Source organism: Burkholderia sp. BCC1640 (assembly GCF_902833125.1).
Taxonomy (GTDB): Bacteria; Pseudomonadota; Gammaproteobacteria; order Burkholderiales; family Burkholderiaceae; genus Burkholderia; species Burkholderia diffusa.
The window spans coordinates 64,581-88,335 of the sequence record NZ_CADFEF010000029.1 but is presented as its reverse complement, the minus strand read 5'-3'; the positions used below and the strand labels follow the sequence as shown (position 1 = coordinate 88,335).

Below are 23,755 nucleotides of genomic sequence, written 5' to 3'. Positions count from 1 at the left end.
TCAGACGTGACGGCCGGAGAAGAAGGTCTCGCGCAGCGTGCGCATCCACAGCGGCTGCCCGTCGGCGAGCGCCAGGCGGCGCTGCCGCGCGAAGCCGTGCCGCGCGAGGGTGTCGACGACCCGCGCGTGGCCGGCCGGGACCGCGCAGCCGACCGCTTCGGTGCGCGCATCGTCGAGGAACAGGTAATGCACGACCGACGGCAGCCAGCCCGCCACGCAATGCGGGCCGCGCCAGCGCGATGCGCCGACCAGCATCCGCAGCCCGCGGTCGTAATCGCGCGCGCCGACGTGCGGCGCGAGCGGGTCTTCCTTCAGCCAGAACGCCTCGACGTACGCGAACGGTTCGCCGTCGAAGCAGCAGACGAGCGGGCTCACGTGCGGATCGGCATCGGGCGCCGTGCCGTCCACGCCGGGTTGCGTGCCCGGCCAGCCGTCGCGCACGCGCGGCTCGTCGAACCAGCGCGCCAGGCGCGCGGCGTCCTCGCCCGGCTGCCAGTCGCGCAGCGTGAAACGCACGCCGAGTGCAGGCAGGTCGCGCGCATACACGTCGCCGCGCGGCGCGGGCGGCCGGCGCGGATGCCGCCGGCCGTCGGTCAGCATCGGCAGCGTCGCGCATGGCAGCGGCGTGCCGACGCGCCACAGATCGGCCTGCTGCGCCCAGCCTTCGCGCATGCACAGACCGCCGTCGGCGAGCACGCCGCTCGCGCGCAGCGCGTCGAGCGCGACCGCCGGCCACGCGGCCGGGTCGAGCCGGATCGCCGCACGGCGCGCGTCGTCGGAAAACGCGGCGGCGAGCGCGGCCAGCAACGCGCGGCGCTGGTCGCCCGGCGCCGCGCGATGGTTGTATGCGACGAGGCGCAGCGTGCCGTCGTCCGCGAGCTGCGCGCGCAGCAACTGCGCGCCGATGCCGTCGCCCTGCGCGACGCGGATCTCCGCGTCGTCGCGCGCGGCGAACAGGCCGTCCGCGAACGCGAGACGGCACGTGTCCGGCATCGTGAATCCATCCGGACGCACTTCAGCCAGCATCGCGCACCTCCTGCTCCGTTTCGGCCGACGCATCGAGATGCGCACCGAGCGCCGCAAGCGTCGGCGACGCGAATACGTCGGCCACCGTCAGCGCGTGCCCGGCGCGGCGGGCCGCGTCGACGAAGCGCACGACGTCGAACGACGTCGCGCCGGCTTCGAACAGATCGGCATCGGGCGCGGGCGCGGCCGTCGCGAACGTGTCCGACCACAGCGCGGCGAGCGCGGCTGCGGCGTCCGGCGCGCGCGATGCCGCCGTGACGCGCGTCGCCGCGCTGCCGGCGGGCGCGACTGCGACCGCCGCCGACGCGGCGAACAACGCGTCGGGCGCGCCGAGCGCCGCTTCCGGCGCACCGGCGAAACGCGCGACTTCGTCGTGATAGAGGTCGACGAGCGCATCGACGAAATCGCCGTCGAGCAGTTCGTCCGCATACGAGAACGCGGCGCTCACGCGGCCGTCCGGATGCTCGACGACGTCCAGCTCGAGCGTGAACACGACGCGATGACGCACGTCGTCGAACCCGGCGAGCGACAGGCCGGCCCAATCGCGCGCGGCGGCGCCGGTCGGACGCAGGTAGTTGAACATCACCTGGAACAGCGGATTGGCGTTTGCGGCACGCGGCGCGCGCAGCGCGACGACGACGTCGGCGAACGGCACGTCGGCGTGCGCATACGCGGCGAGCGCCGTATCGCGCACCTGCGCGAGCACGTCCGAGCGGCAGGCTGACGTGTCGAGCCGCGTGCGCACGACCACGGAATTGATGAAGAGACCGAGCGCATCGCGCGCGGCGTCGCCCGTCAGCTCGCGCGTCGACGCCAGCACGCCGACCGGCTGATCGGCCGCACCGGTCACGCGGAACAGCGCGGTGTTGAGCGCCGCGTGCAGCAGCATCGGCAGCGTCGCGTGCGCGGCGGACGCCGCGGCGCGCGCGGCACGGATCAGCGATGCGTCGAATTCGAACGCGACGCGCGCCGCACGCCATTGCGGGACGGCCGGCGCGTCTGCGCGCTGCGGCAGTACGGGCGGCGGCAGATCGGCCAGCGCGTCGCGCCAGTACGCGACGCGGGCCGGGTGGCACGGCGCGGGCAGCGCGAGCGACGTGTCGTGAGGCGGTGTCGATACCGCTTCCGCTTCGTCGCGCACGAACGCGACATAGCCTGCACGCACCGCGTCGAGCCACAGCTCGATCGATTCGCCATCCGACACGATGTGATGGATCGTCACCGACAGCACGTGATCGTCCGCGCCGAGCCGCAGCACGCGCGCGCGCCACAGCGGCGCACCGGCCGCGAGATCGAACGGTGCGAGCGCATCGGCGTCGGTCAACGCCGCCGCGCGGGCGAGCGCTTCGGGCCGTGCCGACAAATCGACGAGCGGCATTTCGACGGAAACGTCTGCATCGATCCGCTGGCCGGGCAGCATGCCGTCGCGCGTGACGAGCCGGGTACGCAGCGCCGGATGAGCGGCCGCCGCAGCCGAGAACGCCGCACGCAGCGCGTCGACGTCGAGCGGACCGCGCACGCGCAGCGCGACCGGAATGTTGTACGCGGCGCTGTCCGGCTGCGCGCGCCACAGGAACCACAGGCCGAGCTGCGCGGGCGACAGCGGCCATACGCCGTGCGCATCGGGTTTGACCACCGCGACGCCCGGCGCCGCGGCACCGGCGTGCGCGGCGCGCGGCGCGTCGGCGATCTGGCGCGCGTATTGCGCGAGCACCGGCGCTTCGAACAGCGCGCGCACCGGCACGTCGCGGCCGAGCCGCTCGGCGACGCGCGTCGCGACGCGCACCGCCGCCAGCGAATGGCCGCCGAGTTCGAAGAAGTGATCGCCGCGACCGACGCGCTCGACGTTCAGCACGTCGCGCCAGATCGCCGCGAGCGCGGTTTCGTCGCCGTCGTGCGGCGCTTCGTATGCGCGTTCGACGCGCACCGGCGCCGGCAACCGTGCGCGGTCGACCTTGCTGTTCGCGTTGCGCGGCAGCGCGTCGAGCACGATCAGTTGCGCGGGCACCATGTAGTCGGGCAGCGTGCGGCGCAGATGCGCGTCGAGCGTCGCGGCCTCGACCGGTTGCGCGGCCGCCTGCGCGTCGGCGGTCAGTTCGACGTAGGCGACGAGCTGCGCCTGCGCGCCCTGCCCGTGCACGACCGCGCACGCTTCGCGCACCGCATCGTGCGCGGCCAGCTGCGCCTCGATCTCGCCGAGCTCGATGCGCAGCCCGCGCAGCTTCACTTGATGATCGACGCGGCCGATGAAGTCGAACACGCCGTCCGCGCGACGCCGCACGAGGTCGCCCGTGCGGTACAGGCGCGCGCCCGGCGCGCCGTACGGATCGGGCACGAAGCGCTCGGCCGTCAGCGCGGGACGATCGAGATAGCCGCGCGCGACGCCGATCCCCTCGCCGCCCAGGTACAGCTCGCCGATCACGCCGACCGGCAGCGGATGCAGCCGCGCGTCGAGCACGTGCGCGGTGCGCGCGCCGACCAGCGTGCCGATCGGCAGATACGCGGCGTCGCCCAGCTTCGCGAGATCGTCGCCGGGGCGGAACATCCACAGCGTCGGCGTGATCACGGTTTCGGTCGGGCCGTAGCCGTTGACCACGCGCACGTTCGGCATGGCGCGGCGCAGCATCGCGAACGCTTCGCGCGACGTGGCTTCGCCGCCGACGGTCAGCGAGCGCAGCGTCGGCGGCGCGCCGTGCGCGAGCGCCCATTCGGCGAGCTGCGCGGCGCAGCCGGGCGGCACGTAGGTCATCGTCACGCCGTCGCGGATCATCATCGCGCAGGTCTGCGCGGGCGGCCACAGCACGTCGGCCGTCACCGACACGGCGGCGCCCGACAGGTATTGCGAAAACCAGCCTTCGTGCGCGCCGTCGAAGTTGACCGACTGGAACAGCAGGAACACGTCGTTCTCGCCCGCGCCGTAGCGCTCGGCGATCGCCACGCAATGTCGCGCGAACGCCGCGTGATCGACGATCACGCCCTTCGGCTTGCCGGTCGAGCCCGACGTGTAGATCGCGTAGGCCGCATGACCTGGCAGCACGTCCGGCAGCGCGACGTCCGCGGCTTCGTCGAGTGCGTCGACTTCGTCCGCGCGCCAGACGCGCAGCGCCGGCAGCTCGGGCAGCGAGGCGGCGCTCGCGCCGTCGGTCAGCACGTGCGCGATGCCCGCATCGCCGACGATCTGCGCGAGGCGTTCGCGCGGATGGGCCGGATCGAGCGGCACGAACGCGGCGCCCGACTTCAGCACCGCGATCAGCGCGACCAGCAGGTCGACCGAGCGCTGCAGCGCGACGCCGACGCGCATTTCAGGCCGCACGCCGGCCGCGACGAGGTTGCGCGCGACGCGTGCCGCGCGCGCGTCGACCTCGCCGCGCGTCAGCGCGCGATCGATGTCGGCGACACCGCGTGCGTCGGGCCGTGCCTGCGCATGCGCGGCGATGCGCGCGTGCACGGAGATGAACGGTTCGGCTTCGGCCGCACCCGCCGGCGCGTTCCACGCGAACAGTTGCGCGCGCTCGTCGGCCGGCAGCCAGTCGAGATCGCCGACCGGCACGTCGGGGCGCGCGAGCGCATCGCCGAGCAGCGTGACGAAGCGCGCGGCCAGCCGCGCGATCGCATCGCCGTCGAACAGGTCGAGCGCGTGGATGAACGCGGCGTCGAACGTGCCGTCGGGCGTCGCCTCGACGGAAAGCGTCAGGTCGAATTTTGCGGACGGCGTGCCGGACGGCAGCAAGGCTGCCGATGCCGCGCCCAGCGCCGGCAGCGCGCGGCGCTCGCCATACGCGGCCATCACCTGGAACAGCGGATGGTGGCTCGCGCTGCGCGGCACGCCGAGCGCGTCGACGACCTGCTCGAACGGCACGTCCTGGTGCATCTGCGCATCGACGAGCGCGCGCTGCGTGCGTGCGACCAGCGATGAGAAATCGCCGTGCGCGGGCACGTCGACATCGATCGCGAGCGTGTTGACGAAGAAGCCGATCAGGCCCGCCGTTTCCGCGCGTTCGCGGTTCGCGGCCGGCACGCCGACGCAGATCCGCGCATCGCCGGTCGCACGCGCGAGCAGCGCATCGAGCGCTGCAAGCAACACCGCGAACGGCGTCGCGCCCGACGCGGCCGCGAACGCGCGCAACCGCGCACCGATGCGCGCGTCGAGCGAAAACACGTGACGTGCACCGCGCGCGCTGCGGCGCGCGGGCCGCGCGGCCGCGCCGGGCAGCGTCAGCACGCCGCGCTGCGGGTCGAGCCGCTCGCGCCAGAACGCGAGCTGCCGATCGCGCTCGCCCGCATCGAGCCAGCGGCGCTGCCACAGCGCATAGTCCGCGTACTGGATCGGCAGCGGCGCGAGCGGCACCGGTTCTCCCGACGTATACGCGCGATAGAACGCCGCGAGTTCGAACAGCATCACGTCCGACGACCAGCCATCCGACACGATGTGATGAACGGTCAGCGCGAGCCAGTGATGCGCCGCGTCGAAGCGGATCAGGTGTGCGCGCACGAGCGGTGCCGCGCCGAGATCGAACGCGTCGGCTTCATCGGCCATTGCGACGCGTTCGGCGCGCGCGACGCGCTGCGTGTCGGGTAACGCTTCGAGATCGGTCTCGCGCCACGGGCAGCGCAGCGGTGGATGGATCGTCTGCGCGACGCCGTCTTCCGTTTCGTCGAAGGTCGTGCGCAGCGCTTCATGGCGCGCGATCAGCGCATCGCACGCAAGCCGCAGCGCATGCGCGTCGAGCGGACCCGTCAACGCGAGCCGTTCGGTGATGTGATAGGCGTCCGGCGCGTCGATCAAGCGCGCGTGCAGCCACAGCCGCGTCTGCGCGAACGATGCCGGCACGCGCTCGGAGCGCGGCGTGCGCGGCGGGATCGGCAGCATGCGGAAATCGATGCCGGCCGCGCCAAGCTTGTCGATGAACACCGCGCGCTGCGCGTCGGGCAATTGCGCGAAACGCGTCGCAAGCGCGAGCCAGTCGGGTTGAGCCTTCGTCATCCGTCGTCCTTATTGGGTTTCCAGTTCGCCGAGCAGCGCATCGATCGCGCTCGCCGCGTCGGTCTCGCCGCGTGCCGCGCAGGCCGCGTCGATCGCGTCCGCGCAGCGTGCGAGCGTGCGGGTGTCGAACAGCGTGCGCAGCGGCAGCGCGAGGCCCCAGTGCAGGTTCGCCTGCGCATGCGCTTGCGTCGCGAGCAGCGAGTGGCCGCCGAGCTGGAAGAAATCGTCGTCGCGGCCGATCGCGTCCACGTGCAGCACGCGCTGCCAGATCGCCGCGAGCGCGCGCTGCGTGTCGGTCGCGAGTTCAACGGCCGCAGCCGCTTCGCGCACCGGCGCGGGCAGCGCATGGCGGTCGCACTTGCCGTTCGGCGTGACCGGCAGCGCGTCGAGTTCGATCAGCTGCGACGGCACCATGTAGGCAGGCAACTGTGCGCGCAGTGAATCCAGCAAGGCTGCACGGTCGAGCGGCCCCGCGTCGCCACGTGCGACATAGCCGATCAGCTGCGCGTCGCGCACGATCACGACCGCGTCGTGCACGCCGGGCGCCGCGCGCAGCAGCGCCTCGATCTCGCCCGGCTCGATCCGCTGGCCGCGCAGCTTCACCTGCGTGTCGACGCGGCCGAGGTAGTCGAGCGCGCCATCGGCGCGACGCCGTGCGAGGTCGCCGGTGCGATACATGCGGGCGCCCGGCACGAACGGATCGGGCACGAAACGCTCGGCCGTCAGCCCCGGGCGGCCGAGATAGCCGCGCGCGAGGCCCGCGCCCGCCAGATACAGTTCGCCGGTCGCGCCGGCCGGCACGGGCTGCCAGGCCGCGTCGAGCACGTGCAGCTGCAGGTTCGCGATCGGATGGCCGATCGGCACCGCGACGGCGCTGGCGTCGTCGGGGCCGCAGGTCCAGTGCGACACGTCGATGGCGGCTTCCGTCGGCCCGTACAGGTTCACGAGCGTCGCGTTCGGCACGAGGCGCGCGACCTTCGCGACGAGTTCGGGCGCGAGCGCCTCGCCGCTCGCGACGATCAGGCGCACGCTGTCGCATTGCGCGGCGGCGGAAAAATCGTCGAGATACGCGGCGAACGCGGCCAGCATCGACGGCACGAAGTGCAGCACCGTCACGCCGTGCGCATGGATCGCCGCCGCGAGGCGGGCCGGATCGCGGTGGTCGCCGGGCGCGGCGATCGCGAGCTTCGCGCCGGTCGCGAGCGGCCACACGAATTCCCACACCGACACGTCGAAGCCGAACGGCGTCTTGTGCAGCACGACGTCGTCGCGCGTCAGCCGGTACGCGTGCTGCATCCACGCGATGCGGTTCGCGAGCGCGCCGTGCGAGTTGCCGGCGCCCTTCGGCTTGCCGGTCGAGCCGGACGTATAGATCAGGTAGGCGAGCTGTGCCTCGTCGATGTCGGTTGCATAGTCGGCGGGGGCGTCCACTTCGCCCGCCTCGTCCTCGAGCAGATCGGCCACCGTCAGCAGTTGCGTCGTCGCGTCGTCGCCGAGCGCGGCCTCGACTTGCGCGCGCAGATGCGTCTGCGTGATCGCGACCGCGGGCCGCGCGTCGCGCAGCAGGTACGCGATGCGCTCGGCCGGATAGTCGGGATCGACCGGCAGGTAAGCGGCGCCGGCCTTCAGCACGCCGACGAGCGCCGTCACCATGTCGAACGAACGCTCGACGCACAGCGCAACCGGCGTGTCGGGCCGCACGCCGCGCCGGTGCAATGCGGCGGCGACGCGCGTCGTGCTCAGGTCGAGCTCGCGATAGGTCGCGCGCTGCACGTCACCGTCGGCATCCGCGTGCTCGAGCGCGATCGCGTCGGGCGTCGCCCGTGCGGCGGCCGCGAATTGCAGATGCAGCGGTTGGCGTTGCGCGTCCGGCCACGTCCGCGCGGTGTCCTGCGCGCGCGCCAGTGCGTCGCGCGTCGCGTCGTCGGCGATCGACAGCGTGCCGAGCAGCGCGTCCGGCGTGCGGGCCAGCGCATCGAGCGCGCACGCGAACGCGCGGTGCCAGCGTTCGACCTGGTGCGTATCCACGCGCGCGGTGTCGTAGCCGTAGTCGATCGTCAGTTCGGCGCCGCTCTCGATCACGAGCGTCAGCGCGAAGTCGGTCGACTCGATGCTGCGCACGCCGCTCAGTGCGAGCGCGCGCGGATCGGCGTCGTGCGCCGTGTCGTCAACGGGATAGTTCTCGAACACGACGAGCGTGTCGAACAGTGCGCCGCCGGCGCCGCGTGCCCAGCGCTGGATGTCGGCGAGCGGCGTGTGCGCATGCTCGGCCGCAGCTGCGTTTTCGCGCTGCAGCGTCTGCAGCCAGTCGGCCGCGCATTGTTGCGGCGCGGGTGCGGTGATGACGGGCAGCGTGTTGATGAAGAGGCCGAGCACCGTGTCGACGTCCGCGAGCGCATCGGGACGGCCCGCGACGGTCGCGCCGAACGCGACGGCCGGCTGATGCGTCATGCGCTGCAGCGCGAGCGCCCAGGCGCCCTGCACCAGCGTGTTGACGGTCAGCTTCAGCGCACGCGCCGTTTGCGCGACACGCGTCGTCGCAGCCGCGTCGATCGTCGCGCGCCACGTGACCATCTGCGCATCCGCGCGGTCGGCCGCGCGCTCGGCGATCAATGTCGGCGCGTCGAGACGCGCAAGCCGCCCGGTCCAGAAGCGCTCGTCGGCCTCGCGGTCGCGCGTGCCGAGCCACGCGATGAAGTCGCGATAGCGCAGCGCCGGGCGGCTCGCGAACGGCGATACCGCGTCGGGGTCGCGATAGTCGCGCAGCACGTCGGCAAGCAGGCGCGCCGTGCTCCACCCGTCGAGCAGCACGTGGTGGCGCGTCCACACGACGCGCCACGCGTCGTCCGTCATGCGGATCAGCGTGATCCGCATCAGCGGCGGCTCGCGCCAGTCGAAGCCGCGGGCGCGGTCGGCCGCGAGCCACGCGTCGAAATCGGTGTCCAGCGTGTCGCCGCGCATGCGCCAGTCGAGCTGTTCGACCGGCATCCGCGCGTGGCGATGCACGCATTGCAGCGGTGCGGCCTCGTCGGGCATCACGCTGGTGCGCAGGATGTCGTGGCGTGCGATGGACGCTGCGAACGCGGCCGCGAGCCGGTCGGCATCGAGCGCCGTCGCGGTCGCGACGAGCTGGTTCACGTAGCTTGCATGACCCGGCGCGAACAGCGCATGGAACAGGATCCCCTGCTGCATCGGCGACAGCGGATACACGTCGTCGATCGTGCGCCAGTCGAGCGGTGCGCGCTCGATCGCGGCCTGTGTGAGGCCGGCGGCCCGGGCGAGCGGAAAATCGCCCGGCGTCGCACCGCCGCCGCGATGCGCGACACGCGCTGCGCATGCGTCGGCGAGTTCGCGCAGCGCGGCGGCAAAGCGATCCGCGAATGCATCGATCGTCGCGCGCGCGAACTGCGGCGCGCCGTAGACCCAGTGAACCTTCAGCGTGCGTGCGCCGTCGCGGTCGGTATCGAGGTAGGCGTGAATCGCGAGCGTGTTGCCGAGCGGCCCTTGCGGGTCGCGCTCGATGCCGGTGCCGCCGAAGCGCGGCACGAGCGTCGCGTCGCGCGGTGCGTCGAACTGGCCGAGATAGTTGAATGTGACGCGCGGACGCGGCACGGCGGCCAGCGCCGCACGCGTCGCCGCGTCGCCGTAGTGCGCGAGCACACCGAAGCCGAGCCCCTTGTGCGGCACCGCGCGCAGCGTGTCTTTGACGGCGCACAGCGTGTCGCGCGCGGTGGCTTCGATGGGCAGCGTGACCGGATAGTGGCTCGTCAGCCAGCCGATCGTGCGGCTCGCGTCCGCGTCGTCGAACAGCGCCTCGCGGCCATGCCCTTCGAGTTCGACGCGGCACGACGCGGCGCCGCTGGCCCCGGCCAGCGCCAGCGCGAGCGCCGCCCCCAGCAGTTCGATCGTCTGCGTGCGATACGCGGCGTGCGCGTCGGTCAGCGCGGCGCGGGTCAGCGCCGCGTCGATCGTCTGCACGACGACGGCCGCGTCGGCGTTCGTCGCCGGTGCGTCGGGATGATCCGGCACGAGATCGTCGCCCTCCGCCATGCCGGCCCAGTAAGCCGTTTCGGCGGCGAACGGCGATGCCGGATCCGTCGCGGCACGTGAGAGGCGCGCGGCCCAGGCATCCGCACGCAAGCCCGGCTGGGACAGGCGCACCGGCGTGCGCTCGCATGCGGCGCGATACGCGGCGTCCAGGTCGTCGAGCAGGATGCGCCACGACACGCCGTCGACGATCGCGTGATGAATCGCCAGATACAGCCGCGTCGCGCCGTCCGGCAGCCGCGCCGCACATGCGCACGCGAGCGGCCCGCGGCCGAGATCGAGGCGGCGCTGCAACGCGTCGAAGCGCGCCAGCGCGTCGGCTTCGTCGCACGCGGAGACGTCGACGAACGGAAGCGCGTCGTACGGTTTCGCTGCATCAATCGCGTGCCAGTGGCCGTCGGCGCCGCGTGCGAAGCGCTGGCGGAACGCGTCGTGATGCGTGAGCAGCGCGTCGAATGCACGTGCGAACGCATCGGCGTCGAACGGGCCACGCACGTCGAACGCGACCGACTGGTTCCAGTGGCCCGGATGCGGCACGTCGAGCGCGAAGAAGCGCTGCTGTGCCGGCGTCAGGATCGCCGCTGCGGCAGCCGTTGCGGCCTGAGCCGGCGCCGACGGCGCGGCGGCGACGTCCCCGGTTTTCGCGATGCGCGCGAGTTCGGCGACCGTCGGGCCGTCGAACAACTGCTTCGGCGTGAAGCGCACGCCGCGCTTGCGGGCGCGTGCGATCACCTGCAGCACCAGAATCGAATCGCCGCCGAGCTCGAAGAAGTTGTCGTCGCGGCCGACGTGCGGCGCCTTCAGCACCGCCTGCCAGACTTCGGCGAGCGCCGTTTCGACCGGGCCCTGCGGCGCGTCGCCGGCGGCAACCGCCACCGGCGCGGCGGCCAGTTCGCGCAGCGCCGCGCGATCGATCTTGCCGTTCGCGGTCACCGGCAGGCGCGCGAGCGCGACGAACTGCGCGGGCACCATGTAGTCGGGCAGCGTCGCGCCGAGTGCCGCGCGCATGGCGGGCTCGTCGAATGCCGCGCCGTCGCGCATCACGACGAACGTCGCGAGCCGCAGGCGGGCGTCGTGCTCGATCGCGAGCGTCTCGGCCTGCGCGATCGGGCCGGTCGCGCGTACCGCCGCGCTCACCTCGCCCGGTTCCACGCGATAGCCGCGAATCTTCACCTGGTCGTCGATGCGGCCGAGGAACGCGAGACGGCCGTCCGCGCGCAGGCGCACGCGGTCGCCGGTGCGATACAGGCGCGCACCGGGCGTGAACGGGTCGGGCACGAAGCGCTCGGCGGTCTGCGCCGGCCGGTTCAGGTAGCCGCGCGCCACGCCCGGCCCGCCCAGATACAGTTCGCCCGTTGCACCGGCCGGCACGCACGCGCCGAATGCGTCGAGCACCAGCGCGCGCGCATTCGGCAGCGGCAGGCCGAGCGGCACGCCGATCGCGGGATCGCGCGCATCGGCGCCGATCGACGCGGTGTCGCACGCGATCGCGCCGACGGTCGCTTCGGTCGGCCCGTAATGGTTGATCACGCGGCAGGCCGGCGCGAGCGCGGCCAGGCGCGCGACGAGCGCCCACGTCAGCGTTTCGCCGCCGGTCACGAGCGCGTGGCGCGGCAGCACGTCGGCCGGCACGCGCGCATCGAGCAGCGCCTGCAGGTGGCTCGGCACGATCTTCAGCACGCCGACGTCGCGGCGGCGCATCTCGTGTGCGAACAGGTCCGGATCGAACGCGCACGCGGCCGGCAGCAGGTGCAGCGTGCGGCCCGCGCACAGCGCACCGAACAGCGTCGTGTGGCCGAGGTCGGCGGCGACGGTCGACACCATCGCGAACGATGCGTCCGGTGCGAACGCGAGTTCGTCGAGCATCCCCTGTACGTAGTCGGCCAGTGCGCCGTGCGACACGACGACGCCCTTCGGCGTGCCGGTCGAACCCGACGTGTAGATCAGATAGGCGCCCTGCTCGGAATGCGGCGCGACGCGGATGCCGGCCGCATGCGCGAGCGTCGCGTCCTGTGCGAGCGCGTCGACATCGAGCGGCTGCGCGGCATTGCCGGCCGGCCACGCGGCCACATCCCGACCCTGCGCGACGAGCGCCCAGCGTGCACCACAATCGGCGGCCGCGGCTGCGACGCGTGCGGCCGGCTGAGCCGGGTCGAGCAGCACGGCCAGCGCGCCGGCTTTCAGCGCGCCGAGCAAACCGACGACGAAGCGGACCGAACGCTCGATGCAGACGATGACGGGTGCTTCTGCCGTCGCGCCGCGCAGCTTCAGCGCATGCGCGATGCGGTTCGACGCATCGTCGAGCTCGGCGAACGTCAGCGATGCCGACGCATCGGCGAGCGCGACGCGATGGGGATACGCGGCAGCCTGCCGCGCGAAGGCGGCGACGATGTCGGCGTGTTCGACGTTCAGCGCGCGGCCGTCGCGCGGCTGGCGCGACACCGGCGACGCATCGCACGGCAGCGCGGCTGTCGTGCGATGCGGTTCATGCGCGGCGGACGCAACGAGCGCCGCATAGCTGTCGAGCCACGCGCGCGCGGTGCCGGCATCGATGCAGTCGGTCGCATAGGCGGCGACCAGTTCGATGCCGTGCGCGTCGTCGGTGAAATCCAGCGCGAAGTCGAAGCGCGCGGCGAGATCGGGCCCCGGCGTCGCAACCGCGGTCGCGCCCGGCAGCACGCTGTCGTGCCGCGCATCGAACTGCTGCGCGAATTTCACGCGCAGCCATTCATCGCCGCGCTTGACGGGCGGCTTCACTGCATCGACGACGCGCTCGAACGGCACGTCCTGGTGCGCGACCGCATCGAGCGCCGCCGTGCGTGCCGCGTCGACCAGCGCGCGGAACGGCAGCGTCGGCGCCACCCGCACGCGCAGCGCGACCGTATTCAGGAACAGCCCGAGCAGCGCACGCGTTTCCGGGCGCTGGCGATGCGCGACCGGCACCGCGACGACCACGTCGGTCTCGCCGGTCACGCGCGACAGCCATGCGTCGAGCGCGGCCAGCAGCACCGTGAAGACCGTGGCCTGTGCGTCGCGCGCGAGACGCCGGACGTCGGCAGCGACCGCGTCGGGCAGGCGGACCGACACGCGTGCGCCCTGCAGCGTGCGCGTCGCGCCGGGCTGGCGGTCGACCGGCAGTGCGAGCGGGCCCGGCACGTCGCGCAACGCGCCGCGCCAGTAGTCGAGCTGACGCTCGCCTTCGCCGCCGGCGAGCATGTCGCGCTGCCAGTCCGCGTAGTCGGCGTACTGGATCGGCAGTGCCGGCAACGACGGTTCGCGGCCTTCCGCATACGCGCGGTACGCAGCCGACAGCTCGTCGAATGCGCAGCGCGAACTCCAGCCGTCGGTGATCGCATGATGCGCGGTCAGCAGCAGGCGGTGGCGGTCGTCGGCGAGCGCGACGAGCGTCGCGCGCAGCAGCGGCCCGTTCGACAGATCGAACGGCGTGCCGGCGTCGCGCTCGGCGAGGCGCGCGGCTTGCGCGTCGCGCGCGGCCGGCGGCTGGTCGCGCAAGTCGAGCGTCGCGATCGTGACCGGCAAGCGGGCATGGATGCGCTGCATCACGATGCCGTCGTCGTTGTCGACGAGGGTCGTGCGCCATGCGTCGTGCCGTTCGATCACGTGATCGAGCGCGCGCTGCAATGCGGCGCGGTCGAGCACGCCGTCGATCGTCCAGTGCGCGGCGATGTGATACGCGGTGCTGGCGTCGCGCGTTTGCGCGAGCACCCAGAAGCGCTGCTGTGCGAGCGATGCGGTGCGGTCGACGTACGGGGCGCTCGATGCGGCGGAATCGGCCGGCGCGCGGCGTGCGGCAATCGCGGCCAGCGGCGCGCCCGTTTCGCGTTCCGCGCGATCGACGTGCGCGGCCAGCTCCGCCAGCGCCGGATCGGCGAACAGCGTGTCGAGCCGCAGGTTCACGCGCAACGCGGCGCGGATCGCGGCCTGCAGTTGCATCGCGGCGAGCGAATCGGCGCCCAGCACGAAGAAGCGGTCGTCGCGCGACGGCGTCGCGTCGAGGCCGAGCAGCGTTTGCCAGACGCCGGCGATCTGCTGCTCGGTCGGCGTGCGCGGGACGTCGCCCGCGGGCCGTTCGGTGTCGCGGGCGGCGGCGATGCGCTCGCGTAGCGCAGCGCGGTCGATCTTGCCGTTCAGCGTGTACGGCAGCGCGTCGCAGCGCACGAACCGGTGCGGCTGCCACGCGGCGGGCAACTGCGCGCCCACGTGCGCCTTCAGCGCCGCATCGTCGGCGGCCGCGCGCAGCGCGACGCACGCGATCAGCCGCGTCGGCCCGTTGCCGGTTTCGGCGATCACGGCCGCGTCGGCCACCGCCGGATGCGCGCGCAAGCACGCGGCGATTTCCGCGGGCTCCACACGCACGCCGCGCACCTGGACCTGGTCGTCGAGACGGCCGAGATAATCGAACGCGCCATCGGCACGCAGACGAGCGAGGTCGCCGGTGCGGTACACGCGGGCACCGGGTTCGCCGTGCGCATCGGGAATGAAGCGTTCGGCCGTCAGCGCCGGGCGGCCGTGATAGCCGCGCGCGAGACATACGCCGCCGAGCAGCAGCTCGCCGCCCTCGCCCGGTTCGCCGGACTCGCCGCCATCGATGCGCGCGACGCGCGGGCCGATCGCGCGACCGATCGGCAGCGATGCATACGCATCGTCATCGGCCAGCACCGGCATTTCGCCCGGCTCGACCGGCCACAGCATCGGGGAGATCACGGCCTCGGTCGGCCCGTAGCCGTTGATCAGGCGAACCGACGGGAACGTGCGGCGCACGAATTCGAATGCCTGTTGCGGCAGCGCCTCGCCGCCGAACGCGAGCACGCGCAATGCCGGCGGCACGCCGTCGCGCGCGGCGACGGCCGCGAATTCGCGCAGATACGCGGGCGGAAACGCGGCGACGCTGATGGATTCACTCACCATCAGCGCATGGGCGGCGTCCGGCGCGAACGGCTGCGGCGGCGCAATCGTCACGCTCGCGCCGACCGCGAGCGGCGCGAGCCAGCATTCGTGCGCCGCGTCGAAATTGACCGACGCGAAATGCAACAGGCGGTCGCCGCCCTCGATCGGCAGCGCGGCCGCGAGCGCGTCGCAATGCGCGGCGAGCGGCCCGTGCTCGACGACCACCGCCTTCGGCATGCCGGTCGAGCCCGACGTATAGATCATGTAGGCCGCCGAGCGCGGATGCACCGGCACGTCCTCGTCGTCGACGACGGCGGCGGCCGCCGCATCCGCGGACATAGCGTCGAACGCGTGTTCGAACGGCGCGCCGAGCGCCGCGCGGCCGGCCGCGTCGACGATCCCGTGGCGCAGTTGCGCATCGCGGACGATCCAGTCCAGACGCGCGGCCGGATGACGCGGGTCGAGCGGCACGAATACGCCGCCCGCCTTCAGCACGGCAAGCAGCGCGACGAACAGCTCGCACGAGCGTTCGACGCAGACGCCCACCCGCACCTCCGCGCCGACACCGGCCGCGCGCAACTGCCGCGCAAGGTGCGACGCACGCGCATCGAGCGCGCCGCGCGACAGGCGCAGGTCGTTCTGGAAAGGCGCGGCGAGCGCGGGTGCGTCGGGCGCGCGGCGCGCCAGTTCGCGAATTCGGTGATGCAGCGCAGTCGGGAAACTCGTCATATGCGTGAAGTCCTTCGGTCCGGCCGCTTCGGCCAAGTCTCGGGGCCGCATGGGGCGGCTTCACTGGTGTGACGAACGGCGCGGCCGATTTTTTACCGTTTTGCGCGCAAAGCCAGAACGGATGCATTTTTTGAAGGCACCGCTAAATATTTGCGCGGCCCGTTCGTCTATCAGGGAGGAAAGCCGCGACCGGGCCCGTCCGGCGCGCTGCTTTCGCATCAATCTCGCCGTTTCCGCATATTTGCCTGCCCTTCATTTACCGACGTTGCCGATGACCGCCGCCCACGAGCCTGCTTCCCCGCCGTCCCTCGACGCCTCCCCCGGCCGCCCCGCGGCCCGCCTGATCCTCGCGCTGCTGCGCGAAAGCCGCGCATCGCTCGCGCTGGCGCTCGTCGCCTGCGTGCTCAACGGCGTCGCGAGCGTGCTGCTCGTCGCGACGCTGAACCGCGCGCTCGCGACGCCCGGCGCGGCCGACGCGTCGCTCGCGTGGCGCTTCGCGCTGTGCGCGGTGATCGCGCTCGTTACGCGCATCGTGTCGGGCACGCTGTTCGCCCGGCTGTCGCAGGACACGATGGCGCGGCTGCGCGTGCATCTCGCGCGGCGCGTCGGCGCGGCCGAGCTGCGCGACATAGAGCGGATCGGCGCGGCGCCCGTGCAGTCGGTGCTGACCGACGACGCGACCAACGTGTCGATGCTGTTCTTCGCGCTGCCGAACCTGGTGATGCACGGCTCGATCGTGTTCGGCTGCCTCGGCTATCTCGCGTGGCTGTCGTGGCCCGTGTGCCTGCTCGCGCTGACCGCGATCGTCGCGGGCTCGCTCGGCTATCACACCGGCGACCGCCGCGCGATCGCGTCGCTCGAGGCGGCCGGCCAGGCGCAGGATCGCCTGTTCGGCTATCTCGGCTCGCTGTTCTCCGGCGCGAAGGAACTGAAGCTGCACGACGCGCGCGCGCGCCAGTTCGTCGACGGCCAGCTCGGCGCGGCGATCGGCGAGGTGCGCGACCATCGCCGCCGCGCGTTCAGCGCATATGCGGTCGGCGTCGGCTGGATCATCTTCCTGTTCTACGTATTCCTCGGCGCAGCCGCGTTCTGGCCGCAGCTCGGCGTGCATGCGGATGCAGGCACGGCGGCCGGCTACGTCGTCGTGTTCCTGTTCATGCTGGTGCCGCTCGACGGGCTGCTGAACAACCTGCCGACCGTCAATGCGGCGCGCGTGTCGCTCGGGCGCATCGAGGGCGTGATGGCCGAGTTCGGCGCGCTGCGCACGGTGCCGCCCGCCAGCGACGCCCCCGACGTGCCGCCGGCTGGCGCCGTCACGCTGCGCGGCGTCACGCACGCGTATTTCCACGAGCGCGACGAACGGATGTTCCGAATCGGGCCGATCGACCTGACGATCCGGCCGGGCGAGCTCGTGTTCATCGTCGGCGGCAACGGCAGCGGCAAGACGACGCTCGCGAAGGTCCTGACGGGGCTCTACGAGCCGGAGGAAGGCGCGATCGAGGTCGACGGCCGGACGATCGGCTGGCGCGAGCGCGCCGCGTACCGGCAACGCTTCAGCGCGGTGTTCAACGACTTCCATCTGTTCGATGCGCTGCTCGGCATCGTCGATCCCGACGATCCGGCGCGTGCGCAGGCCGATGCGCGCGCGAACGCGCTGGTCGCGAAGCTCGCGCTCGATCACAAGGTGAAGGTCGTCGACGGCGCGTTCTCGAACCGCGCGCTGTCGACCGGGCAGCGCAAGCGGCTCGCGCTCGTCGTCGCGTATCTGGAAGACCGGCCGTTCTACCTGTTCGACGAATGGGCGGCCGACCAGGATCCGTCGTTCAAGGCGGTGTTCTACGAGCAGCTGCTGCCCGAACTGCGCGCGCGCGGCAAGGCCGTGATCGTGATCACGCACGACGATCGCTATTTCGATCTCGCCGACCGCCTGCTGAAGCTCGACAACGGACAGATCGTCAGCGACACGACGCCCGCGCGGTCACGCGCACGGGATGGCGCCGATGCGCTCAGCGCGTAAGCATGCGTGAACACCGGCCGCCTGCGTGCCGCGATTGCCGCGCGCAGGCGGCTGGTGTTCGGTTCGGCGGAGTGGAAGGGATTGGAAAAGCAGGAATGAAATATCGTTCGGTGTACTGGTATATGCGTAACACCGCCGGGATGCCGCGACAAACGAATGCCTGCGCGACTTTCGTTCACGCGCTGCCCTGCCCGCGAGCGACAAGCCGCGCGTTCAGCGCATGGCCGGCAGCTTCAGCAGCGTATCGGTCATCACGTCGGCCAGCTTCAGCGCCGACATCGGGCCGCCGAACCCCCAGATGTTCCGTTCGACGAGCGCGATCCTGCGTTCACGCAGCGCAGGCACGAAACGCCACACCGGCGAATCGAGTTTCGACGACAGCGGCACGTCCATCCCCGTCGCGGTGACGAACAGCACGGCGAGATCGCGTTGCCGAAGCAGATCGGCGGACGTCACGTAAAGCGTGCCTTCCCGCGTCGGCTTCTTCGGCCACGGGTCGAGCCCGAGCGCGCGCGCGAGGCCCGCCGACGTGCTGTTGCCGGTATACGCCCAGTAACGATCGGGCAACCCGAGATCCTGCAGCAGTGCGATGCGTTCGCCGCCGCGTCCCGCCGCCCTGAGCCGCGATGCGTTGCGCGCGATCCCCGCGTCGAGCTGTGCTTCGACCGCCTTTGCGCGCGCTTCGCGCCCGGTGACGGTGCCGATCGTCCGGAAGATCTGGCGCATCCAGTCGAGCTGCGTGACGGGCACGCCGTCTTCCGACACGTTCGGGCTGAACTGGAACAGAATCGTCGGCGCGATCCGGTCAAGCGCGGCGAAGATCGGCGCATGCCGGAAGCCGACGCCGATGATGAGGTCGGGCTTCACCGCGGCGATCGCCTCGAGCCCCGGCTCCTGACGCGAGCCGATGTCGGTCACGTGCGCGAGCCGGTCGCTCTCGTAGCCGAGCCAACCCGGATAGAACGCGGTATCGGCCATGCCGACCGGCACGATGTCGAGCGCGATCACGCTTTCGGCGAACATGAAGTCGAGCGCGACCACGCGTTGTGGCCGCACGGGCATCGTCGCGCTCGCCTGCGATACGACGGGGTTGCCGGCAAGCAAGCGGCCCGGTTGAGAAGGCATGCCGCCCTGCCCGCCGCGCGCGTCGTTCGCGATCGCGGCGGCCGGCGCGGCCAGCGCGCCGCAGCATGCGACGCCGAGCGCGGCCAGTGCGCCGAGCGCATGGCGACGGCCGGCATGCGGTGCCGGCGTCACCGGATCGCGTCCTGCTCGGCCAGCGTCGCGTCGTCCATCGTCAATAGCAGCGGGCAGCTTCCACACAGTTGCGTTTCTCCAGGAATTTCATAGCGCAGGCAGCACACGCGGCGCGCGCGAAACGGCGTCGGCAGCAGCGGCGAGCGCGGCACGGCGTCGCGCACCGGCAGGCGCAGCGGATTCGGCTCGCCGTCGACGCAGGACGCGCCGAACAGCCAGTCGGCATCGCGAGCGGGATCGGCCGCGCATGGCAGCGAACGGTACGCGTCGAGCAGATAGTCGAGCAGGTTGCCCGCGTTGCTCCACAGCACGCGCGGCGTGACGCGGCCCATCGCCGCGAGCAGGTCGATCACCGCGCCGAGATGCGCGACGAGCCCCGCGTAGCGCGGCGCGGGCGCGACGCACGGCGCGCCGAGCGCGTCCGGCGCGAAATACAGCGCGGCCGGCATCCCGTCGTCGAGCGCGACGAACGTGCGCTCCGGCGCCATGTCGAGCGGCCGGCCCAGCGTCAGCGCGGCGACCACGCCGGCAGGCGCCGCGCGGCCGAAGTAGTACTTGCTCCATTGCGACATCAGCGCACGCGCGTGCAGCGCCGGATCGCCGCCGTAGTGACGGACCATCGCGTCGAGCAGCGCATCGCGATGATCGGGCAGCGCGCCGACGGGCACGACGATCCGGCCCGGCGCGTGCGCGTCGTCGGGCATCCCGAGCCACACCGCGTCGAGATGCTCGGCAAACGGTTCGGGCGCGAACTCGGAAAAGCGCGTGGCGCGTGCACCGTCGAGCGCCGGCGTCATCGCCCCGCGCGCCGGGCGCGGCGCCCCTCGAGGATCAGCAGCCCGAGCAGATACGGCGCGCCGATCAGCGCGGTCAGCACGCCGGCGGGCACTTCGCGCGGCGCGACAACCGTGCGGGCGGCCAGGTCGGCGCACCCGAGGATCAGCGCGCCGCATGCGGCCGCAAGCCACAGCCGCGTGCGGTGCCGGCGCGCGCCGAGCATCGTCGCGACGTGCGGCGCCATCAGCCCGATGAAGCCGACCGGCCCGACCGCCGCGACGGCCGCGCAGGCGGCGAGCGTCGCGATCGTCAGCGCGAGCGGCCGCAGCGCGGCGACCGGCAGGCCGAGCGCGGCCGCCTGGTCGTCGCCGAGCGCGAGCATGTCGAGCGGCCGCGCGAGCCATGCGAATACGGGGACCGCGAGCACGCACCACGGCAGCAGCATCGACACCTCGCCCCACCCGCGGCCATAGGTGCCGCCGACGAGCCACACGACGAAGCGCGCGGGCTGCACGCTTTCCTGCGTGATCAGCCATTGCGCGAGCGTGGTCCACAACGCGCCGATCACGATGCCGGTCAGCGCGACCGCGAGCGGCGCGTAACGATGCCGGTGATTCAGCACGAGCGTGATCGCGAGCGACAGCGCACCGCCGATCAACGCGGCCACGCCGAGCGTCACGTGCCCCATCAGCGGCCACGTCGACAGCGCGAACAGCGTGACGAGCCCCGCGCCCTGCGTGACGCCGAGCACTTCGGGCCCCGCGAGCGGGTTGCGCACGACGCTCTGCATCGCGACCCCGCTCACGGCCAGCAGCGCACCCGCGAGAAGCGCGCACAGCAGCCGCGGCATGCGCAGGTCGATCAGCATCCGCGCGACGGCATCGTGACCCGACAGCGCGGCGGACCAGCGTGCCGGCGACAGCCATTCGGGACCGGCCGACACGCCGACGCACACGACTAGCCCGCCGGCCACGACGAACAACGCGGTGCGCAGCGGCCAGCCGAGCCGTTCGAGCCAGGCGACCATCCGCGTCGACCCGCTGCCGGCCGCGCGTTCGGCTTGTGCGTGCAGCACGCCCGACCATGCGGCGCCGCGCCGGATCATCGCGAGCATCAGCGGCGTGCCGACGAGCGCGATCGCGACGCCGGTCGACAGCGTCGCGTCGAGGCCCGACGCGAGCACCGCGCTGTCGGTGACGAGCACGAGCGCGCCGCCCGCGAGCGCCGACAGCGGCGCCAGCACGCCGAGCCGGGCCGCGCGTGCGCCGCGCACCTGGCGCAGCAGGTTCGGCGCGACGAGCCCGACGTACGACAGCGGGCCGGCGATGCTGACGGCCACGCTCGTGAACGCGACCGCGACGATCGTCGCGGCGAGCCGCGCCGCGTCGACGCGCACGCCGGCCGCGGCCGCCGCCTCGTCGCCGAGCGCGAGCGGATTCAGCGGCCGGATCACGAACGGCAGCGCCAGCAGCGGCACGACGAGCCAGCGCGCGGCGAGCGCGAGCCCGGTCGCGCCGGGTTGATAGAGACTGCCGTTGGTCCACAGCGCCGCGCCCGCGATGTTCTGCTCGAAAAACGCGAGCACGAGCGTCGACAGCGCCGCGAACAGCAGCATGCAGACGCTGCCCGCGAGCACGAGCCGCAGCGGCGTCGCGCGCCAGCCGCCCGCCGCGACGATCGCGCACGCGGCGGCGATCAGCCCGCACACGAACAGCAGCGGCACCGACGCGACACCAGCGAGCGCCGGCACCAGCATCGCGGCGAGCAGGCCGAGCTGGGCGCCGCCCGTCACGCCGAGCAGGTCGGGCGACGCGAGCGGGTTGCGCGTGAGCGACTGGAACAGCGCGCCCGCGATGCCGAGGCAGCCGCCCGCGACGAGCGCGGCCGCGACACGCGGCAGGTTGAGGTCGAACAGGAACACGCCCGCGAGCGCGGCGGCGTCGCTGCCGGGCACCGCGTTCCACCATACGCGCAGGTCCGGTGCAACGCGCAACACGGCCAGCGCCGCGATCAACGCGACGAGGCCGAACGCGAGCGCGCCGGCACGGCGGCCGGATGCCGCGCCCTGCCCGCTCGCCGCGAGCCGCTTGCGCATCGCGAACGTCGTCATACGGCGATATCCCGTTGAACGGCGCGATCGAACGCGCCCGCCGTGCCGGATGCCGGCGGCCCGTAGGCCGGCACGCACATCGGCGCGCCCGTTTGCGGATGCGCGAGCTTCAGCATGTCGACGCCGAACGCCGCGCGCAGCCGCGCCGGTTCCAGCATCGCGTCGGGCGAGCCCTGCGCGACGAGGCGGCCGGCACGCATCAGCACGATGTCGTCGCTGTATGCGGCCGCCTGGTTCAGGTCGTGCAGGACCCACACGATCGTCAGCCCGCGTGCGCGGTTCAGCGCGCGCAGCGCATCGAGGATGTCGAGCTGGTGATGGATGTCGAGATAGGTCGTCGGCTCGTCGAGCAGCACGATCGGCGCCTGCTGCGCGAGCGCCATCGCGATCCACGCGCGTTGCCGCTCGCCGCCCGACAGCGCGCCGACGTCACGCTCGGCGTCGCGGGCGAGGCCGCTCGTGTCGAGCGCCTCGTCGATCGCCGCATGGTCGGCGCGCGACAACCCGCGCAGGAAACCGCCATACGCGTAGCGGCCGTACGCGACCAGCTCGCGCACCGTCAGCCCCGACGGAATCTGATTGAACTGCGCGAGCATCGTCAGCTCGCGCGCGAGCGCGCGACGGCGAAACGACGCGAGCGGCGTGCCGTTCACGTCGATGTGGCCCGCACGCGCAGGCTGCAGGCCCGCGAGGGTGCGCAGCAGCGTGCTCTTGCCGCAGCCGTTCGGGCCGCACAGCGCCGTCACGCGGCCGGCCGCGATCGACAGGTCCAGCCCGTCGATCACGACATGGTCGCGATAACCCACCGTCAATCCGCGCGCGGCGAGCGCGGCGGGACTACGCGTCATCGGTCCTCCGTTCGGCCGCGCGCGGGACCGCATAACTTTGCGCCATCGCGACGACCACCTTGCGCGGCCCGTCGAACGGGTCGCGTGCGTGCGCGGTCAGCATGTTGTCGAGCATCAGCACGTCGCCCGTCCGCCACGGGAACACGATGCGCTGGCGATCGAGCACGCCGCGGATTTCCGCGAGCGCGTCGGCCTCGAGCGGCGCGCCGTCGCCGTAATACACGTTGCGCGGCACGTTCTCGAGCCCGACCGCGTCGACGAGCGCTTCCTGCATGTCGTCGTCGAGCGCGGACAGGTGAAACAGGTTCGCCTGGTTGAACCACACGCGCTCGCCGGTGCGCGGATGGCGCGCGACGGCCTGGCAGCGTTCGCGCGTGCGCAACAGCAGTTCGCCGTCGTCATCGGTGCGCCATGCGCATTCGATTCCGCGCGCCGCGCACATCCGCTCGACCTCGGCCGGCTCGTCCGTGCCGAACGACTGCTGCCACGGCAGGTCGAGCCCCTGGCCGAAATTGCGCACGTACAGCAGCTCGCGCTGCTCGAAGCGCGCGACCAGCGCCGGATCGAGCGCGCGATAGACGGCGCGGCTGTCCGCGATCGGCGTCGCACCGCCCTTCGGCGCCGCGAGCGCGCAATGGAACCAGATCCGCAGCGGCCACTCGCGCGTGTACGACTGCTCGTTGTGCAGCGGAATCGCGCGATGCGGCGGGTATTCGGTCGACGTGTAGACGGCGCCTTCGACCTGGCTGCGCGGCGTCGACGCGTATTCGTAGCCGATCAGCGGATCGCCGAACGACGCCGCGAACTGCTGGAACGCATCGATCGACGGCACGTGAAAGCCCGTGAACAGCACACCGCCCGCCCGTTCGAGCGTGTCGGCCGCGATCGCATGCGCGAGCGGCGCGATCTCGTCGATCGACATGCCGTCGGCGCCGCGCGGCGACACGACGGTGGGCAGCCCCGGCTCGATACGCAGGTCGTCGAGCGTCGGCAACGAAAGCAAGGTCATGCAACGTCCTCTTCAGGTGGCGCGCCGCGCACGCGGCGCAGCG

At 72.5% G+C, this 23,755-nt stretch carries 9 protein-coding genes; 1 reads left to right on the top strand and 8 read right to left on the bottom strand.

Features of this window, described 5'->3' with window-relative positions; genetic code table 11:
* Genes HWX25_RS26445 through HWX25_RS26435 form a run of 3 tightly spaced genes read right to left on the bottom strand, consistent with a single transcriptional unit; the run spans window position 1 to window position 15,694 of the window.
* Window positions 1-1,026: a GNAT family N-acetyltransferase gene (locus HWX25_RS26445; RefSeq protein WP_175911364.1), complete on the bottom strand. Its 1,026-nt coding sequence runs from the start codon at window positions 1,024-1,026 to the stop codon at window positions 1-3.
* Window positions 1,016-6,010, bottom strand: a complete 4,995-nt coding sequence (locus HWX25_RS26440) for a non-ribosomal peptide synthetase (protein ID WP_175911363.1) — start codon at window positions 6,008-6,010, stop codon at window positions 1,016-1,018. The genes HWX25_RS26445 and HWX25_RS26440 overlap by 11 nt, the downstream gene beginning before the upstream one ends.
* Before the next feature lie 9 nt (window positions 6,011-6,019).
* Window positions 6,020-15,694, bottom strand: a complete 9,675-nt coding sequence (locus HWX25_RS26435) for a non-ribosomal peptide synthetase (protein ID WP_175911362.1) — start codon at window positions 15,692-15,694, stop codon at window positions 6,020-6,022.
* Window positions 15,695-15,965: 271 nt separating this feature from the next.
* On the opposite strand from HWX25_RS26435, the gene HWX25_RS26430 reads away from it, so the two are divergent.
* Complete coding sequence (locus HWX25_RS26430) at window positions 15,966-17,711, top strand: cyclic peptide export ABC transporter (RefSeq protein WP_059691735.1); 1,746 nt, start codon at window positions 15,966-15,968, stop codon at window positions 17,709-17,711.
* Between the two features lie 213 nt (window positions 17,712-17,924).
* Here HWX25_RS26430 and HWX25_RS26425 read toward each other — a convergent pair whose 3' ends face one another.
* From HWX25_RS26425 to HWX25_RS26405, 5 genes are read right to left on the bottom strand one after another with little or no spacing between them, the layout of a single operon-like run.
* Window positions 17,925-18,968 carry an iron-siderophore ABC transporter substrate-binding protein gene (locus HWX25_RS26425; protein ID WP_175911361.1) on the bottom strand — a complete coding sequence of 348 codons (1,044 nt, stop codon included), beginning with the start codon at window positions 18,966-18,968 and terminating at the stop codon, window positions 17,925-17,927.
* Entirely contained in the window at window positions 18,965-19,765 is an 801-nt protein-coding gene (fhuF, locus tag HWX25_RS26420; RefSeq protein WP_175911360.1) for a siderophore-iron reductase FhuF, read from the bottom strand. Before fhuF ends, HWX25_RS26425 begins: the two co-directional genes overlap by 4 nt.
* On the bottom strand, window positions 19,762-21,855 hold the full coding sequence (gene fhuB / locus HWX25_RS26415) for a Fe(3+)-hydroxamate ABC transporter permease FhuB (RefSeq protein WP_175911359.1): 2,094 nt from the start codon (window positions 21,853-21,855) through the stop codon (window positions 19,762-19,764). The genes fhuF and fhuB overlap by 4 nt, the downstream gene beginning before the upstream one ends.
* On the bottom strand, window positions 21,852-22,703 hold the full coding sequence (locus HWX25_RS26410) for an ABC transporter ATP-binding protein (protein WP_175911358.1): 852 nt from the start codon (window positions 22,701-22,703) through the stop codon (window positions 21,852-21,854). The genes fhuB and HWX25_RS26410 overlap by 4 nt, the downstream gene beginning before the upstream one ends.
* On the bottom strand, window positions 22,693-23,712 hold the full coding sequence (locus HWX25_RS26405) for a TauD/TfdA family dioxygenase (protein ID WP_175911356.1): 1,020 nt from the start codon (window positions 23,710-23,712) through the stop codon (window positions 22,693-22,695). The genes HWX25_RS26410 and HWX25_RS26405 overlap by 11 nt, the downstream gene beginning before the upstream one ends.
* Window positions 23,713-23,755 lie beyond the last annotated feature (43 nt).